This is a genomic window from Paenibacillus sp. LT-B23, assembly GCF_059417685.1.
In genome coordinates, this window is the sequence record NZ_JBSQBM010000003.1 from 33,173 (window position 1) to 50,670 (window position 17,498).

Consider the following 17,498-nt stretch of genomic DNA (forward strand, 5'->3'; position numbering starts at 1 on the left):
ATCTTACCTGAAATCAGGTGCAGGCTTACGATCATAGAGCTTCATACGTACCCAGAATATATTGACGATCAGCAGGACACCTGACATGATGAACAATCCTTCGATGCCGATAAACCCGGACAGTACCCCGCCAATAACAGCGCCCAGCATATTACCAAGCGCCAGCGAGCTGGTATTGAAGCCGAACGAACGGCTTTCCATGCCTTCCGGTGTATACGTGCGAATCAGCGCGTTTACGCTTGGCAGCAGTCCGCCCATAAATATACCCATGAAAAAACGGATCGTGACGAGCTGCCATACCTGATTGACAAAAGCCTGCGGAATGAGCATGAGCGCGGTTCCGAGCAGAGCGATGGTCAAAATGCGGTGCGCCCCGATCTTGTCACTCAATCTTCCAAGCAGCGGCGCAGCGACCATATTGGACACGCCGGTAATGGCTGTAACAAACCCGGCAATGAGCGCAATTCCTTCTGCTGACCCATAGAGCTTTTGCACATATAACGGCAGCAAAGATACCGTACTGATCATGGCAAACTGGAGCAGGAACGTTACGGTGAACAAAGCCGGAAGCTGGGGCGTATGGCTTAGCTCCTTTAATCCGGCAAGAACCGAAATTTGCGGTATGCGTGCGGCTTCGGCTTTGCTGAAATCTTCTTTAACCAGAAACATTGCAATAAGCGAGGCTACAAGAATAAGAGCGCCTGTAATGTAAAAGATCGGTCTGAATCCAACCCAGTCAGCCAAAAAACCGCCCATCAGAGGGCCGAGAATCGTACCCGCCATCTGACCGGATTGCATAATCCCCATAGCGAAACCGGTCCGTTCTTTGGGGGTGGTACCCGACACCAGAGAAATCGAAGCCGGATTGAAGCCCGAAATCGTACCGTTCAGCAGACGAAGCGCCAACAGTTGCCACGGATGGGTGACCAAACCCATGCAGCCGATCACCAGAGCCATACCGAAACCCGAGCGGAGCAGCATTGCTTTGCGCCCATATCGGTCAGCCAGCTTGCCCCATAGAGGCTGGAACATAAATGAAGTCAAAAAGTTTGCGGCAAAAATAACTCCGGCCCACAGCCCGATATCATGTTCTCCCTTCACATGAAGGTCTTGAGCCAGATAGAGGGCGAGGAATGGAGTAATCATCGTAATACCCGCATTGACCAGAAACTGACCGAACCAAAGCACAATGAGATTGACTTTCCACGTCTCCCACGTTTTCAATGTGCTTTCACTTCCTTTCTGTCATTTCTTGCTGATGCAAAACTACTTATTCATGTAGAATCCATGTAGAACTTCCCGGAGCTTTAAAAAAGCCATTTCTCTAGTATAGCACACTTCATTGAAACTTTATCCAAATGTTATGGGTTTGTCATGAGTTGTCCGCCAGCGGCGGTTGTTACGACTCTTGAAAAAGGGCATAATAAAATACAGTAGTTACGATTTGAACTGGAGGCTGAAGTCATGACATACAACGATACCTTTATCCGCGCTTGCCGTAAGCAGGCTGTGGATCATATTCCCGTATGGTACATGCGGCAGGCCGGAAGGTATGATCCTGAATATCGCAAAATTAAAGAGAAATACACGTTGCTTGAAATTTGTCGTCAGCCCGAGCTGGCTGCAGAAGTGACCTTAATGCCCGTGCGCAAGCTCGGGGTAGACGCTGCTATTTTATATTCTGATATTATGAATCCGGTAGCCTCGCTGGGGATTGATTTTGATATTGTCAAAAATATCGGTCCGGTTATTGATAATCCGATCCGGACAGCGGCGGACGTGGACAAGCTGCGCCCGATTGATGTAGAACGAGATTTGGGTCACATTTTGGAAACGATCCGTATTTTGGACCGTGAGCTGGAGGTACCGCTGATTACGTTCGCTGGAGCTCCTTTTACAATTGCGAGTTATTTAATAGAAGGAAGACCGTCCAAAGGATATATCCGCACCAAAGCCATGATGTACGGAGAGCCTGAATTATGGCATCGGCTGATGGATAAGCTTGGAGACATGGTTATTACATACGTGCGTGCCCATATTGCTAATGGCGGTAAGGCATTTCAACTGTTTGATAGCTGGGTAGGGGCGCTTTCGCCTCATGATTTTCAAATGTTTGTGTTGCCGACGATTACACGTATTTTCCATGAGCTGTCCGATCTGGACGTACCGAAAATTTATTTTCCGGGTGTAAGCTCAGGCGAGTTGCTACCGCTGTTGGGCGGGGTAAAAGCCGATGTGATCGGACTGGACTGGCGGGTAAGTATACCTGAAGGACGCCGTCGTTTGGGTAATGGTTTTGGTGTGCAGGGAAATCTGGACCCTTACGTGCTCACAGCGCCGATGGATGTAATCAAACAGTATGCGAAAACGATTGTTGATGAAGGAATTTTGGAGCCGGGATATATTTTTAATCTGGGTCACGGTTTATTTCCAGAAGCTTCGTTAGATAAGCTGAGAGAGCTTACAGAGTATGTGCATGAGTATTCCTGTTCCGTTTTGACAAAAAACGAATCAATCAGAAATTTGAAGAGGTGATGTGCTGATGAAAACCAAAGTGGGTGTACTGGTTATGTCTTACGGGACACCGGAAAGTTTGGATCAAGTGGAGGCCTATTACACACATATTCGTCGTGGTAACGCTCCTTCCCCGGAGCAATTGAAAGAATTAAAGGATCGCTATGAAGCCATTGTGGGCGGTGTATTTCCCCTACGTCAGAATACGGATCGTCAGGTTCAAAATCTGCAAGAAACATTAAATCGGGAAAATCGTAATCCGGATATTGAATTTGTCTGCTATCAGGGACTCAAACATGCCAAGCCGTTCATCGAGGATGGCGTGGAGGCTATGGTGCAAGACGGTATCCGTACAGCGGTAGGTGTCGTGCTGGCTCCGCATTATTCTGTAATGAGTGTAGGCACTTATATTAAGCGTGCACAGGCCAAGGCACAGGAACTGAATCTGGCTATATCGTTTGTGGAAAGCTATCATCTTCATCCAAAGCTGATCAAGACGTTGACCGAGCGTGTAAATGCAAAGCTGACGCTTTTCGAAGAAGCTGGGGCGAATCGGGACGAGGTACGTGTATTGTTCAGTGCGCACAGCTTGCCTGAGCGGATTCTGGCGATGGGTGATCCTTATGTAGAGCAATTGATGGCTACTTCGCAAGCTGTTGCGGACAAGGCAGGAATCACGAACTGGCAGTTTACGTGGCAAAGCGCGGGCCGTACAGCAGAGCCTTGGCTCGGTCCTGACATCCTGGATACCATGCATAGTCTCAAGGAAGAGCAGGTTGAATATGTGCTGGCTGCGCCAGTCGGCTTCGTTTCAGATCATCTAGAGGTACTATACGATCTGGATATTGAGGCGCAGGCTTTGGCGAAGGAACTGGATATGCGTTTCCAGCGGATTGATTCGCTTAACAGTGATCCATTGTATATGGAGACGCTTAGCGATGTCATCATAGACCAATGGAAAAAGGGATGAGGACATTATGGAGCAAAAACTACGCAATATTGTGATTGTAGGCGGAGGATTGACCGGACTCAGCGCAGCTTTTTATACACGTAAAATGTATAAAGAAGCAGGCTACACACCACGAATTACGCTGGTGGAAAAGGCCCCAGTGCTGGGTGGGAAAATCGAAACGTTGCATAAAGACGGGTTTGTGATTGAAAAAGGGCCGGATTCGTTTCTGGCCCGTAAAACGGCTATGATCGAGCTGGCACAAGAGCTGGAGCTGGATCATGAGCTGGTAAGCACGAATCCAGAGGCGAAGAAAACATACATTTTGCATGAAGGTCAGCTTCATCCGATGCCCCCCGGTCTGGTACTGGGAATTCCGACGGAGCTGCAACCATTTCTGCGAAGCGGGCTCATCTCGTTGGGCGGCAAGCTGCGGGCCATGATGGATTTTGTTATTCCGCCTCGGCGCATACCCGGTGATGAAGCCTTGGGTGATTTTATCGAACGCCGACTGGGCAAAGAAGTGCTTGAAAATGTAACCGAGCCGCTGCTGGCTGGCATATATGCTGCCAATATGAAGACGCTGAGCTTGCAGGCGACCTTCCCGCAATTTGCTGAAGTAGAGCAGCAATATGGAAGCCTCATTCACGGGATGATGACCGGAAGAAAGCCAGCCGAGACGCATACAGGCACGAAAAAAAGTGCTTTCCTGACCTTCCGTCAAGGACTGCAAAGTTTGGTACATGCGTTACTGAATGACTTGCATGACTGTGATTTGCGTACAGGTGTTGCTGTTACAGAATTCACAAAGACAGCAGGCGATGAAGGCAGCGTCTATCATGTTGTATTGGATAATGGGGAGACGTTGGATGCGGACGATCTATTTATCACGACTCCGAATTTTGCTGCAGCGCCGCTGTTGCGAGGACATGTGAATGTGGCGGCACTGGAAGCCGTTAATTATGTGTCCGTGGCGAATGTGGTCATGGCCTTTAATAAAAAAGACATTGAGAATGTCTTTGATGGTTCCGGTTTTCTGGTTCCCCGTAAAGAGGGACGCAGTGTGACGGCATGTACGTGGACGTCCGCCAAGTGGTTGCATACCAGTCCGGACGATAAAGTACTGCTGCGCTGCTACGTGGGGCGTGCTGGAGCCGAAGAAACGGTAGAGCTACCCGATGATGAACTGACTGCGCTGGTACGTAAGGATTTGCAGGACATGATGGGGGTTACGGCGACTCCGCTATTTACGGAAATTACCCGTCTTCGCCACTCTATGCCGCAATATCCGGTAGGACACCCCCAGGCTATCGCCGATCTGCGAGAAGAACTGCGTACAACGATGCCGGGAGTGTATGTTTTGGGTGCTGGCTATGATGCCATCGGGTTGCCGGATTGTATCCGCCAAGCCAAGGAATGGGCCTCTGTCGCTGTCCAAGCTGCGGAACGGGAAGCGGTCAAGGTACAGGCATAATTAAATGGTTGGAGCACTTGAATAACGAACCCTTCGCGATCCCAAGCGAGGGGTTCTATTTATACCGAAATTTGATATATAATGGAGAAGGTGTTAAAATCGCCGGATCATTCAAGAATGTAATGCATATGCAACAGCATAGAAGGAGTGAAGAATGTACCCTCCCAGATCACAGAAAAATGAAGGTCGAAAGAAAGCAAGGAAGCGAAAAATAGGCAAGGCTTGGATCATCACGAATCTGGTCCTGCTGCTTATGATCGTAGGTCTTTTCGGATATTATTACATATTTGAACATGGGAAGAGTAGCTCTCTTGCGGAAAACGCCGGACTATTGCAACAGGAGAACAAGGGCAAAACGGATTCAGCGGGTGGAGGACAGTCTTCTAGCCCGATAAGAGAGAACGTTACAGCCGTTTCAAATGAACAACCGGACGACAGCTCCAATGGATATGAGCACGCTGCTGACGATAAGACAGAGCAACCTTCTGATACTGCTACAGTTACAGACAGCCGCCCCGCGACCTCATCTGACACAAATGTTGCCGAAGGCAAATCGTCAGAATCAGGATCATCTTCGGAGAAAGACGGGCAATCACCGGACAGCTCTTCAAATAAGGATGCATCGGACAGTGGGAAATCTACTGACCCCAACGAATCGGAGAAGGGGAGGAAAGCCGCATCGGATGGAACAGCTTCACCGACAGTCACGCTTCATTTTGTAGGGGATGTGCAGTTTTCCGGTAAGGTTGAGCAGCGGTTGGAAAAGAACGGATTTGATTTTCCATATCAATATCTCGGAAATCTGTTTCGCAAGGACGATCTGACGATAGCCAATCTGGAAACGCCGGTTACAACCGCGGGCGTGGGTGCGCTGAATAAAACGTATGTGTATAAGTCTTCTCCCAAGGCGTTGACTGCGTTGGCTGCGGCAGGGATAGACGCTGTAAATTTGGCCAACAATCATATTTTGGATCAGGGCACAGACGGTTTACTGGATACGCTGAAATATTTGAAGGAAAACGATATAGCGTATACCGGAGCCGGGCGTAATGCAAAAGAAGCGTATGCTCCGCACTATTTTGAGCGTAAAGGTATTAAAATCGCATTGCTGGGCGCTACACGGGTTATGCCCGAGGCCAACTGGAATGCAGGCACCAAACAGCCCGGTGTTGCAGGAGCCTACGATTCGACCGCGATTGTGAAGTCGATTCGCGAAGCGCGCAAGCAGGCTGATTTGGTCGTTGTCATTGCGCATTGGGGCAAGGAGCGCGCTACTGCACTGGAGCCTCATCAAACCGAGCTATCGCACGCTTTTATTGATGCAGGGGCAGATCTCGTAATCGGAGGTCACCCGCACGTACTACAGGGCATGGAGCAGTATAAAGGCAAATGGATTGCATACAGCACAGGGAATTTTATTTTTTCTAAATCTACAGTACCAGCCACCTGGGATACAGCGATATTCCAGGCAACCTGTACCCGGGCTAGGGCTTGCAGCATGAAGCTGACTCCTTATCGGGCGGAGCTGGGCCAATCGGTTCCATTGAAGGATGCGGAAGCCAGCAAAATTTTGCAAGGAGTAGCGGCGATGTCACCGGGTAATGTATCAGTAGGCGCAGACGGTACAGTAACCGCCCGATAGTTGTTAAAGGAATCTTTGACTTGAAACAACCTGTGGATGGAGGTCATAACTGGAATGGACAATTTGTGCGTGGCTCACCGCGGTTTTTCAGGAATTGCTCCCGAGAACACGCTGGCGGCTTTTAAGCTTGCAATAGATCAGCCGTTTGTGCGCTGGATTGAGCTGGATGTACAACTGTCGAAGGACGGCGTTCCGGTGGTCATTCATGATTTCACGCTGGAGCGCACGACTAACGGCACAGGTCGGGTGAAGGATATAGACTGGAAAGAGCTGAAACGTCTGGATGCAGGTGGCTGGAAAAGCACGGAATATCAAGGTGAAAGCATTCCTGCTCTCGCACAAGTGCTGGATCTGTGTCGTGGCCGCGTATCGCTCAATATTGAGCTAAAAACCGCAGGAGACATGTATCCGGGGCTGGAGAAGGCCGTACTCCGTGAAATTGTGGCGCGAGATATGGAGAATGAGGTGGTATTGACCTCTTTTGAGCGTTCGGCCTTACGTCGGGCCAAGGAGCTGGCGCCAGTTATCCGTACCGGGCTGATTATTGATGCTCGTCCAGACGATCTGGTAAAGCAGTTGGAAGGGCTACAATGTTCCTTTCTATCTATGGGCTATCCGCGTTTGGATCGAAAGCTGATGAGAGACTTGTCCGGACGCGGTATCACTGTCATGGCATGGACGGTGGATGACCGTAGCATGATGCGGAGAATGGCCTCGTTACATCCTGAATTGATGATTTGTACCAATTGGCCGGATCGCTGGGAGCAGGTTTTTTTGCATTCCAAGCACCGGATGTGGCACTATATACGTAATCTATTTATTAAATAATGGGACTACATACGCGGGAAGGGTGACTGGTCGTAATGAACGTGGAAATTCGTAATGTTTACTGTGTCGGGCGCAATTATAAACTGCACGCCGAGGAACTGGGAAATGAGGTTCCCACAGAGCCGATGATTTTTTTAAAGCCTTCTCATGCGGTAGTACTGCTGGATGGAGCAACACTGGAGCTTCCTAAAGATCAAGGAGACATTCATTACGAGACTGAGCTGGTTGTGGCTGTGGGTCGTAATTACGAACCGGGTATGTCTGCGGAAGCGATTCTGAATGCTTTTGCCTTCGGAATTGATTTTACCCTGCGTGATGTACAAAGCGTTCTTAAGAAAAAGGGTCACCCATGGACGGCGGCTAAAGGGTTTAAATCTTCTGCTCCCGTTACACCGTTCTTGCCTTTAGAGAAACTGGACACGCTGGAGCAGCAGGATTTTTCATTGCTCAAAAATGGACAGGAAGTACAGCGCGGCCATATCAAGGATATGATTTTTTCCATCCAGCATATCATTGATTACATAGGGAGTCATTATGGACTGGGTGAGGGCGATATTATTTTCACAGGTACTCCGGCAGGTGTAGGGCCAACAATGAGTGGAGATCGTTTCGAGCTATTTTGGGGAACTGACCGTCAAGGAAGCTGCACAATCGGTTAAGCTGACGCGTGGATAGTATCAATGAAGATGATTAAAAAGGGAGTTCTTTTGGTAGTTGGGCAGTATGGAGTGATTCTCGTACGCAAGAATGTAAGGGCCGTGTCCTGTGCCATAGCATGGGACGCGGCTTTTATATAAGTGTAGAGCGTTGTACAATAATATACGAACTGAAAAATGAAAAACGAGAGATTCATTTCAAAGTGGGGGTATATCATGGATTGGATCATCGGATTGCTTGGCGCTGCTATAGTGGCGGGGGCTGCTTTTTATAAAAAATCCTTAACCTTATCGGGCTTTGCGGCAGCTGTGCTGATGGGAACCGTGTATTATGGTGCAGGTAACCTGTTTTGGTTCGGGACCTTGCTCCTGTTCTTCATCACATCAACCTTGCTGTCGAGGTTCAAAAAGGAGCGCAAGGCAGAGCTTGAAAAATCGTATGCCAAAACCGGAAACCGGGATGCAGGACAGGTATGGGCCAACGGGGGATTAGGTATGCTGCTGTGCCTGGGATATGCGATCTGGCCTCATGTTGCCTGGCAGTTGGCTTTTGTTGGCGTCATGGCTACGGTCACGTCGGATACGTGGGCAACGGAATTTGGTAGCCTGAGCCGCAAGCCGCCTCGCTCGATACTGAATGGCAAGGTGCTGGCACCCGGAACCTCGGGAGGTGTATCTTCTCTGGGGACGGCTGCGGCTTTGGCTGGGGGCGTGCTGATTGGAACAGGGGCATGGGTCTTTGGATACGCCGCAGGAATGCCGGGCCTGCCACTATGGCTGTGGGCACTGATCGGAGGAATATCTGGCAGCGCGGGGGCTTTTGCCGATTCCTATCTGGGTGCTACGGTGCAAATGATGCGGTTCTGCACGGTTTGTGATCGGGAAGTAGAGGTAGACTCGCATTGTGGACAACCAACGGTTGATGTGCGGGGATGGCGCTGGATGAGCAATGATCGAGTGAACAGCATTAGCTCCATTTTCGGGGGGCTGGTCGCTCTGGCAGGAATTCTGTTTATACTTTAATACAGGGAGGTGCGAAGATGGGCGGTATACATGGAGATAAATATGAAGCTATTTTGGACGCCGCTTATACAATCTTCGGCACCAAAGGCTTTTATGAAAGCAAGATTTCCGAGATTGCAGAGCAGGCGGGTGTTGCCAAAGGCACGGTATATTTGTACTTCAAAAGCAAAGAACAGCTTTTTACAGCGGTTACGCGCAGAGATTGCGAGCAATACCTGGCCGAAATGCAGGGCGCACTGGCTAACCGCGCTTTGGGAGAGGGACTGCTGCGAATGGCAAATCTGCACTTACATTACTACTACAAGCGCAAGCAGCATACCAAGTTGTTTTTTATGACCCCGAACAATGACCCTGATTTAATGGAGTTTATGCGCGGATTTATTCAGGATTATACCGATATGGTCAAAAACAAACTGGCTTTGGAGGGTGTGCAGCAGCCTGAGCTTCATGCGAAGGCTTTCATTGGCATGATGGAGCGCCTCAAAATGGACATTTTACTGGATAAAGATTTCTGTGAATGCGATGTGGATCAGACGGCTGAATTTGCGGCTAACTTGTTTATGTACGGCTGTGAAGCCGGCAGCGGGATACACAGACCGTGATATTGTAAAGCTAGAAACCGTACTGACTTCGTTCAGATCACGGTTTTTTTAATCATTTGGTGTGACTGTGTTAAAATAAACAAGATGCATCACAAAATAGGGGAAGAGTAGGGAATCTGTATGAATATTATGACCGTTGAACATATAACGAAAAGCTATGGCGAAAAAATGTTGTTTGAGGATGCTTCCTTTGGTATGGATGAACGTGACAAAATAGGGGTCGTTGGTGTGAATGGCACTGGTAAATCAACGTTTTTACGCGTGATTTCCGGCTTAGAGCCACCGGATGATGGCAATATTGCGGTCAACAACGGTGTACGCATTCAATATTTGGCGCAAAATCCGGAGTTTGACCCCGAGGTGAAGGTACTCCAACATATTTTCCACGGCAACCAGCCGGAAATGAAGGCGGTGCGCGAATATACGGAAACGATGGAGATGCTGGAGCTGAATCCGGGCAGCGAGGAGCTTCAAAACCGCCTGTTGCGGGCAAGCCAGCAAATGGATACGCTCCAGGCATGGCAGTTGGAGAGTGAAGCCAAAAACATACTGACCCGGCTGGGTATCACGCAGTTTGAGGCACGTATGGGAGTGCTCTCTGGTGGACAGCGTAAACGTGTTGCTTTGGCAGCAGCTTTGATCCAGCCCTGTGAGCTACTTATTCTGGATGAGCCTACCAACCATATTGATAATGAGTCGGTTGAATGGCTGGAGCAGTATTTGCAGAAAAGACGCGGCGCGTTGCTGATGATTACGCATGATCGCTATTTTCTGGATAGAGTGGCAACTGTCATGCTAGAGCTGGATCATGGTCGACTTTTCCGCTATGAGGCCAACTATACCCGTTTTCTGGAGCTAAAGGCAGAACGCGAGGAACGGGAAGCATCTTCCGAGCAAAAACGGCAAAACCTGTTGCGCAATGAACTAGCTTGGATTCGCCGGGGGGCAAAGGCCCGTTCGACCAAGCAGAAAGCGCGTATTGAACGATTTGAACAGCTTAAGGATCAGCAGCCGGAAGCCCGTTCCGGGTCTGTAGACATGTCGGTTGCCTCCACGCGTCTCGGTAAGAAAATACTGGAGCTGGATCACCTGTCCAAATCGGTAGGTTCCCGTAAGCTGATTCAGGATTTGAGCTATATCGCTGTGCCCGGTGACCGGGTTGGGATTGTGGGTCCCAATGGTAGCGGAAAATCGACTCTGCTCCAAATGATTGCACAGCGCGTAGAACCGGATTCAGGCAGTGTGATTGTGGGACCGACTGTGAAGCTCGGTTATTTTACCCAGGAACATCAGGAAATGAACGAATCGCTGCGTGTCATCGAATACATTAAGGAAGAAGCCGAAGTGATCCGGACAGCAGATGGTTCGGCTATTACAGCCGCGCAAATGCTGGAGCGTTTTCTGTTTGCGCCAAGCGCGCAATGGACGGTCATTTCCCGGTTGTCAGGGGGCGAGAAACGGCGCTTGTACCTGCTGCGTGTGCTGATGTCCGCACCGAATGTATTGTTACTGGACGAACCGACGAATGATCTGGATATTCAGACTCTTTCCGTGCTGGAGGACTATCTGGATGAATTTCCGGGTGTTGTTTTTATCGTTTCCCATGACCGGTATTTCCTGGACCGCACGATAGACAAGGTACTGGCATTCGAAGGAGAAGGTCAGGTACGTGTGCATGTGGGCGATTACAGTGAGTATGCAGAATGGATCAGTAAAAATGCTCCATCCGCTGCGAATCCGTCTGTCTCGGCGGGTACTTCTTCTGCTCAGTCTTCCACGTCTAAGTCTGCGGATGCTTCGGATTCAGTCAAGGAGACCACCAAAACCAAGCTTAAATTCACCTTTAAGGAACAGCGGGAATATGAGCAAATTGACGAATTGATCGAACAGGCTGAGGAGAAGTTGGCTAGCATCCAGCGACAGATGGAAGAGTCTTTCAATGATTCCGCACGACTACAGGAGCTTATGGCTGAGCAAACGAAGGCCGAACAGCATTTGGAGCATCAAATGGAGCGCTGGACCTATCTGAACGAGCTGGCCGAGCAAATCGAACAAAGTAAATCTTAAAATACGAAATAAGTATGATGCATGAATCGTTTTTCCGTTGTTACTTAAACAAGCAAGTCTCCGCTAAAGATGGAGACTTGCTTGTTTGTATTTATTCCAGTACATCTGTCGTGGAAATAACTAATGTCCTGACTTTAAAACTCAAAGATACCTAACATTATGCAAATGTATGAATTTATTAATATGTTTTTCATATTAATAAGTAGTTTATTATATATTTCTAATATTAAAATTTGCTTGCTATAATCAAATTTATATGGAAGGGAGGCATTCAAAATGGAATATCGTAAACTTGGAAAAAGCGGCTTGAGGGTAAGCGAGATAGCATTGGGAAACTGGATAACCCATGGTGCACAAGTGGATGACACCACAGCGAAAGCATGTGTCCATGCTGCACTAGATTCAGGGATCACAACGTTTGATACCGCTGATGTTTATTCAGAAACGATGGCGGAAACGGTTTTAGGTCATTCTTTAAAGGGAATACGCCGTGAAAGTATTGAACTATGCACAAAGGTCTTTCATCCAACAGGTATCGGACAGAATGACAAAGGGCTATCCCGCAAGCATATTATGGAGGCCTGCTATGCTTCTCTTCGACGCTTGCAGACGGATTATATTGATGTTTATTATGCCCATCGTTTTGATCCAACCGTATCGCTTGAAGAGACATTTTTGGCATTATCCGACTTGGTTCGTCAGGGGAAGGTTTTGTATGTAGGGGTGAGCGAGTGGACAGCAGACCAGATAAAGCAAGGAGCGGATTTAGCGAGAGAACTAAAGGTCCCCTTCGTGGCAAGTCAACCCCAATATTCCATGCTATGGCGTGTCATTGAAGCTGAAGTGATTCCCGCTTGTGAGCAGGAGGGAATTGGACAGGTCGTTTGGTCACCTCTGGCGCAGGGTATTCTTTCAGGCAAATATGCAGTAGACAAGCCGCTTCCCGAGGGTTCACGTGCTTCTACGACAGCAGGTTCACCATTTTTCGAACGCTTGGCCGGACAATGGTTACGTAAAGAGGTCCTTCAGGCAGTGGAGCAGATCCGGCCGATTGCACAGGAATATGGTTTGACGCTACCGCAGCTTGCAGTAGCATGGGTTTTACAAAACCCGCAAGTGTCCTCAGCTATTATCGGTGCTTCCAAGCCAGATCAGGTTAAGGAGAACGTAAAAGCTGCGGGTGTTCGTCTAAATAAAGAGATTATGAGACAAATGGATAGTATTTTAAACGGTGTTGTTGAACGTGATCCGAGTAAAACAGGTTAAGACTAGGCGCTGACGGTAGTTTACATGTCTAATTACTATTACACGCTGTTTCTTCAACCACCTCCAGAAAATGAGTCAGAACAGCGTCATTCGCATCTGTTTTCCATGCAGCGTAAAGCGGGATGGACGGAGAATCTTCGTGAAAAGAACGAAATACGACATCTCTACGTTGGAAAACAGAAACGGAAGAGGGAACAATGGAGATGCCCATACCAGCAGCTACCAAATTAACGATTGTATACATTTGAACGGCTTCCTGTACGATTTGGGGCTGGAATCCGTGTTGTCCGCAAAAGTCTAATATGAGATCATGAAAAGACGATCCCATATGAGGCGGAGACAGGATAAAAGATTCTTCCGCTAAGGAACGTAAAGACAAGGTTGGATGGTGGGCTAGTGGATGTGTTGCGGGAAGTACGGCGATGAGTGATTCGTTGGTGTAGAGCCGAGAGGTGATATGTATAGATGGATCTGCCCAGCGTAGGAAGCCCGCATGAACATTGCCATCGTGTATGGCTTTCAGTTGTTGGGCAGATGTCATTTCAAACAACGTAAGCTTCACGTCTGGATAACGCTCCCGGAATTTCTTTAAGGCGTTAACCATCAGACTGCCAGATGCCGAATCTACAAAAGCGATGGATAAATGTCCGAATTTCCCCTGACTTGCAAGCTGTGTCATCTTAATGGATTTTTCCAATTGAGAAACCATGTTTCTGGATTCTTCTAAAAAGATCGCTCCTGCTGACGTAAGTCGAACTTGCCTTTTGGTTCGTTCCAAAAGTTTCACGCCAAGCTCATCCTCAAGGCTTTGGATTTGTTGGCTCAAGGGAGGCTGGGTGATATTCAGTTTTTTTGCAGCACGATTAAAATGTAGTTCTTCCGCCACTGCGATAAAGTAACGTAGTTTTTTCAGATCCATAGCTGTGATTTCCTTTCGCTAAGCCACACCGACCTATTCTCCAGTGGAACAGGCCGGTCGTCATCATTCGGATTAAACCGTCACATAAGCCGCAAGCAGACGGGCGGTGTTCACCACGGCCTGCTTGTGCGTACGCTCCATCGCATGGGAAGCGTGTACGCCAGGGCCGATCAGCGCAGCGCGGATATTGTTGCCTGCTTTCAGAGCAGCCGAAGCGTCTGAACCATAGTGCGGATAAATATCAACCGCATACGGGATATTCAGCTCCTTGACCAGCTCAATCAGGCGAGTCGTCATGTCATAATCATAAGGCCCGGAAGAATCTTTGGCACAGATGGATACATCCGTCTCCTTGCAGCTCAGATCCTCGCCTATGCAGCCCATATCGACGGCAATCATCTCGCTGACATCCTCGGGGATGTAAGAAGCCCCGTGACCGACTTCCTCATAGTTGGAAATGATCAGCTTAACGGTATGACGGGGCTTCCAGTCTTCGCGTACAGCGGATTCCAGTAAACCAAACAGTGCAGCCACGCTGGCTTTATCATCCAGATGACGTGACTTGATAAAGCCGCTGGGTGTTACGACCGGACGGGCGTCAAACGAAATAAAATCGCCTACCGCAATGCCGAGCTGAAGTACGTCTTCTTTAGATTCGACAAGCTCGTCGATCCGCACCTCCATATGACTTTCCTTGCGTTCAAAGCCACGTGCATCATCATAGACATGCACAGACGGATGGCTCGACAGAATCGTGCCTGTATATGTTTGTCCGCTTCTGGTATGAATCAGGCAGTATTCGTTCTCGATGCTGTTCATCATATAACCGCCGACAGATATCAGCCGCAAGGTACCGTGACTGGTTATTGAGCGTATCATCGCACCCAATGTATCCACATGCGCGCTCAGCGCAACTGTACGGTCTGTTTGCTGGCCCTCCAGGGTCAAGATGGCACCGCCCTTGGCGTTCCATTCTAAGGGCACCCCAAGGCTTGCGGCTTCCTTACGGATCAGTTCCATCACATGATGTGTGTAGCCGCTGGGACTGGGGGTGTTCAATAGCTGATTCAGAAAGGTCATGATATAATTTTCGTTCAGATGAATCGTCATGTTGTTGCTCCTCCTCATTTGGACAACCGGTCAAGGTCAGAGGACGTTTGCTCTGTATCCTTGTCAGATGTAGACACCGCACTGGACGAACCAGACGTGTTATAGACGGTATCCGCATATGCTTCCACAGCGGGTGTGTGCTCTTCTTGCAGTGTATGAAGCTGGGTGGTCAGACGTTTGATCTCTCTCTGAAGCTTATATTGACGGAAAATACCGAAGGAACCGACGATAAGCCCTCCAAGAAGAGTGCAGCCGAGAATAAGCAAAATCAAAGGGACATTGACCGTACGAAATAGAAGATTTACTTGGACTGAGTTCACGTTAATGACAGCGAATACAGCTGTTAACAAAGCGATAACAAGAGCTGCGATCAGAGACCATTGTGTTTTCAAAATGCCACCTCCTTCCGCTACATTATAAAATCCCTTGCCCGTCATGGACAAGGGATTTATCCGTGCATCGTTTTAATGCTGGATTCTAATCGTGTATGGTTTTACTTTCCGGCGGTCAGCTTTTCCATTTCCGTAATAACTTCCTCGAATACGCTCATCGCTTCGCGGATCGGTTGCGGAGAGGACATATCCACGCCGGCCTTCTTCAAAATATTAATCGAATAATCGCTACCACCGCTCTTCAGGAATCCTAAATAACGGTCAACGGCTGGTTGGCCTTCTTCCAGAATCTGTTTCGAGAAGCTGGTTGCTGCAGAGAAGCCGGTAGCATATTTGTAGACATAAAAGCTGTTATAAAAATGGGGGATACGGGCCCATTCCATTTCAATGTCTTTGTCTACTTTCATACCAGGGCCGTGATATTTCACGTTAAGATCATAGTAAATCTCTGACAAAAGCTGCGGTGTAAGGGATTCTCCCTGTTCTGCACGCTCATGTACGATTTTCTCAAATTCCGCAAACATCGTTTGACGGAATACCGTCGTACGGAATTGGTCCGCATAGTAGGTGAGAAGGTACATTTTCTCTTTTGGATCGGTAGACTTTTTCAGCAAGTAGTCCATCAGCAACGCTTCATTCGTTGTAGATGCTACTTCAGCCAGGAAAATAGTGTACTGGGCATCCCGATATTTCAACGCATTATCCGAGTAATACGAATGCAGCGCGTGTCCCATCTCATGAGCGAGCGTAAACATGCTGTTCAGGTTATCTTTATGGTTCAGCAGCACATAAGGATGAGTACCGTAAGCACCCCAGCTATATGCGCCTGTACGTTTATTTTCATTTTCGTACACATCAATCCAGCGATCATCGTAGCCTTTTTGCAACGAAGCCAGATAGTTCTCGCCCAGCGGCTTTAGACCTTCCTTCGTTTGCTTTTTAGCATCTTCATACGAAATGTCAAGCTTGTATTCGTCCACAAGCGGAGCGAACAGGTCATACATATGAAGCTCATCCACGCCCAGCAGCTTTTTGCGCAGTTTGATATAACGGTGCAGCAAAGGCAAGCTCTCGTGAATGGTATCAATCAGATTGGTGTACACTTCCTTCGGAATATTGTCACCGTATAACGACATTTCCAATACGGAAGGATATTTGCGAACACGGGAATAAAAAACATTTTTGTTCACATTGGCACTTAATGTGGAAGCAATTGTGTTTTTATTCTTGGCATAAGTGTCGTACACCGCTTTAAAAGCACGCTCACGTACTTCCCGGTGCGGACTTTCGAGGAATTGAATATAGCTGCCATGCGTCAGTTCAACCTCTTTGCCGTTCTCGTCCTTTATCTTTGGAAATTTCAGATCCGCATTGTTCAGCATACCAAAAATAGTTTGCGGGGCTTGAGCCAGGTTACCCACCTGAGCCAGCAGGGCTTCTTCCGATTTACCCAAAATATGCGCTTTCTCCCGTTTCATTTCCTGAAGTGTAAAGCGATAATCTGCCAGCTTCGGATCTTTAATCAATGCATCGAGCTGATTGTCGGGCAACGCCAAAATTTCAGGTGTCACGAAAGACAGGGATTCACTGACCTCAACGCCTAATTTCTTGGCTTTTTGCGAAAGGCCCTGATATGTAGGTTCAGCCGTATCCTCGTCATGATGCAGATGGGCGTACACATATACGCGCTCGGTTTTAAGCGATAGTTCATCTTCCAGCTTAAAGCAGTTGACAATCGCTTCGGCTGAATTCAGCTTGCCTTGGAATTGTGTAGCCTTTTTGGCTAGTTGTTTGACTTCTTCGTACTCTTGATCCCATGCTTTATGGTCTGGAAACAGGTCTTCAAGCTTCCAGGTATTTTCCACAGATGCGTCTGCGCGTTTTACGATTTCACTCATGGAGAGCCTCCTCTGATCGAACGAAATGTGGGGTGGGGCTGCGGCGGTACGGGGCGGCTGCCAAAACGAAGAAACCGCCACGCTGACCGTGAGCAGCAGAGCAAGAGGTTTTGTGGCATGCATGTAACGGCATATCCTCCTTATACCATGGCTTGTTA

General features: G+C 48.4%; 15 protein-coding genes. 10 read left to right on the top strand and 5 right to left on the bottom strand.

Going from position 1 to position 17,498, the window contains the following annotated elements; translation table 11 throughout:
* Positions 1–3: 3 nt before the first annotated feature.
* Positions 4–1,224, bottom strand: a complete 1,221-nt coding sequence (locus ACWXW9_RS04935) for an MFS transporter (protein ID WP_149094911.1) — start codon at positions 1,222–1,224, stop codon at positions 4–6.
* Positions 1,225–1,464: 240 nt separating this feature from the next.
* Between ACWXW9_RS04935 and hemE the strand changes: the two genes are divergently transcribed.
* From hemE to ACWXW9_RS04985, 10 genes are all read left to right on the top strand, one after another.
* The gene (gene hemE / locus ACWXW9_RS04940; RefSeq protein ID WP_494928546.1) at positions 1,465–2,535 is read left to right on the top strand and encodes a uroporphyrinogen decarboxylase; all 1,071 of its coding nucleotides are present in this window, start codon (positions 1,465–1,467) and stop codon (positions 2,533–2,535) included.
* Between the two features lie 7 nt (positions 2,536–2,542).
* Entirely contained in the window at positions 2,543–3,484 is a 942-nt protein-coding gene (hemH, locus tag ACWXW9_RS04945) for a ferrochelatase (protein WP_494928547.1), read from the top strand.
* Positions 3,485–3,491: 7 nt separating this feature from the next.
* The gene (gene hemG, locus ACWXW9_RS04950; RefSeq protein ID WP_494928548.1) at positions 3,492–4,937 is read left to right on the top strand and encodes a protoporphyrinogen oxidase; all 1,446 of its coding nucleotides are present in this window, start codon (positions 3,492–3,494) and stop codon (positions 4,935–4,937) included.
* Between the two features lie 154 nt (positions 4,938–5,091).
* Positions 5,092–6,579, top strand: coding sequence for a CapA family protein (locus ACWXW9_RS04955; RefSeq protein ID WP_494928549.1), 1,488 nt, complete (start codon positions 5,092–5,094; stop codon positions 6,577–6,579).
* Between the two features lie 54 nt (positions 6,580–6,633).
* A complete protein-coding gene (locus tag ACWXW9_RS04960; protein WP_494928550.1) occupies positions 6,634–7,407 on the top strand; it encodes a glycerophosphodiester phosphodiesterase in 774 nt (257 codons plus the stop codon).
* Positions 7,408–7,442: 35 nt separating this feature from the next.
* Complete coding sequence (locus ACWXW9_RS04965) at positions 7,443–8,066, top strand: fumarylacetoacetate hydrolase family protein (protein ID WP_494928551.1); 624 nt, start codon at positions 7,443–7,445, stop codon at positions 8,064–8,066.
* 213 nt (positions 8,067–8,279) lie between these two features.
* Positions 8,280–9,086: a DUF92 domain-containing protein gene (locus tag ACWXW9_RS04970; protein WP_494928552.1), complete on the top strand. Its 807-nt coding sequence runs from the start codon at positions 8,280–8,282 to the stop codon at positions 9,084–9,086.
* Between the two features lie 17 nt (positions 9,087–9,103).
* Positions 9,104–9,688, top strand: coding sequence for a TetR/AcrR family transcriptional regulator (locus ACWXW9_RS04975; protein ID WP_494928553.1), 585 nt, complete (start codon positions 9,104–9,106; stop codon positions 9,686–9,688).
* A gap of 120 nt (positions 9,689–9,808) precedes the next feature.
* On the top strand, positions 9,809–11,755 hold the full coding sequence (locus tag ACWXW9_RS04980) for an ABC-F family ATP-binding cassette domain-containing protein (protein ID WP_494928554.1): 1,947 nt from the start codon (positions 9,809–9,811) through the stop codon (positions 11,753–11,755).
* Between the two features lie 276 nt (positions 11,756–12,031).
* The gene (locus ACWXW9_RS04985) at positions 12,032–13,021 is read left to right on the top strand and encodes an aldo/keto reductase family protein (RefSeq protein ID WP_494928555.1); all 990 of its coding nucleotides are present in this window, start codon (positions 12,032–12,034) and stop codon (positions 13,019–13,021) included.
* Positions 13,022–13,049: 28 nt separating this feature from the next.
* Here ACWXW9_RS04985 and ACWXW9_RS04990 read toward each other — a convergent pair whose 3' ends face one another.
* The 4 genes from ACWXW9_RS04990 to pepF form a co-directional block, all read right to left on the bottom strand.
* The gene (locus tag ACWXW9_RS04990; protein ID WP_494928556.1) at positions 13,050–13,940 is read right to left on the bottom strand and encodes a LysR substrate-binding domain-containing protein; all 891 of its coding nucleotides are present in this window, start codon (positions 13,938–13,940) and stop codon (positions 13,050–13,052) included.
* 72 nt (positions 13,941–14,012) lie between these two features.
* Positions 14,013–15,050: a M42 family metallopeptidase gene (locus ACWXW9_RS04995; protein ID WP_494928557.1), complete on the bottom strand. Its 1,038-nt coding sequence runs from the start codon at positions 15,048–15,050 to the stop codon at positions 14,013–14,015.
* A 14-nt stretch (positions 15,051–15,064) separates the two neighbouring features.
* The gene (locus ACWXW9_RS05000) at positions 15,065–15,487 is read right to left on the bottom strand and encodes a LapA family protein (protein ID WP_149094899.1); all 423 of its coding nucleotides are present in this window, start codon (positions 15,485–15,487) and stop codon (positions 15,065–15,067) included.
* Positions 15,488–15,543: 56 nt separating this feature from the next.
* Positions 15,544–17,340 (bottom strand): oligoendopeptidase F, encoded by a 1,797-nt coding sequence (pepF, locus tag ACWXW9_RS05005; protein ID WP_494928802.1) that lies wholly within the window; start codon positions 17,338–17,340, stop codon positions 15,544–15,546.
* Positions 17,341–17,498: the final 158 nt, after the last annotated feature.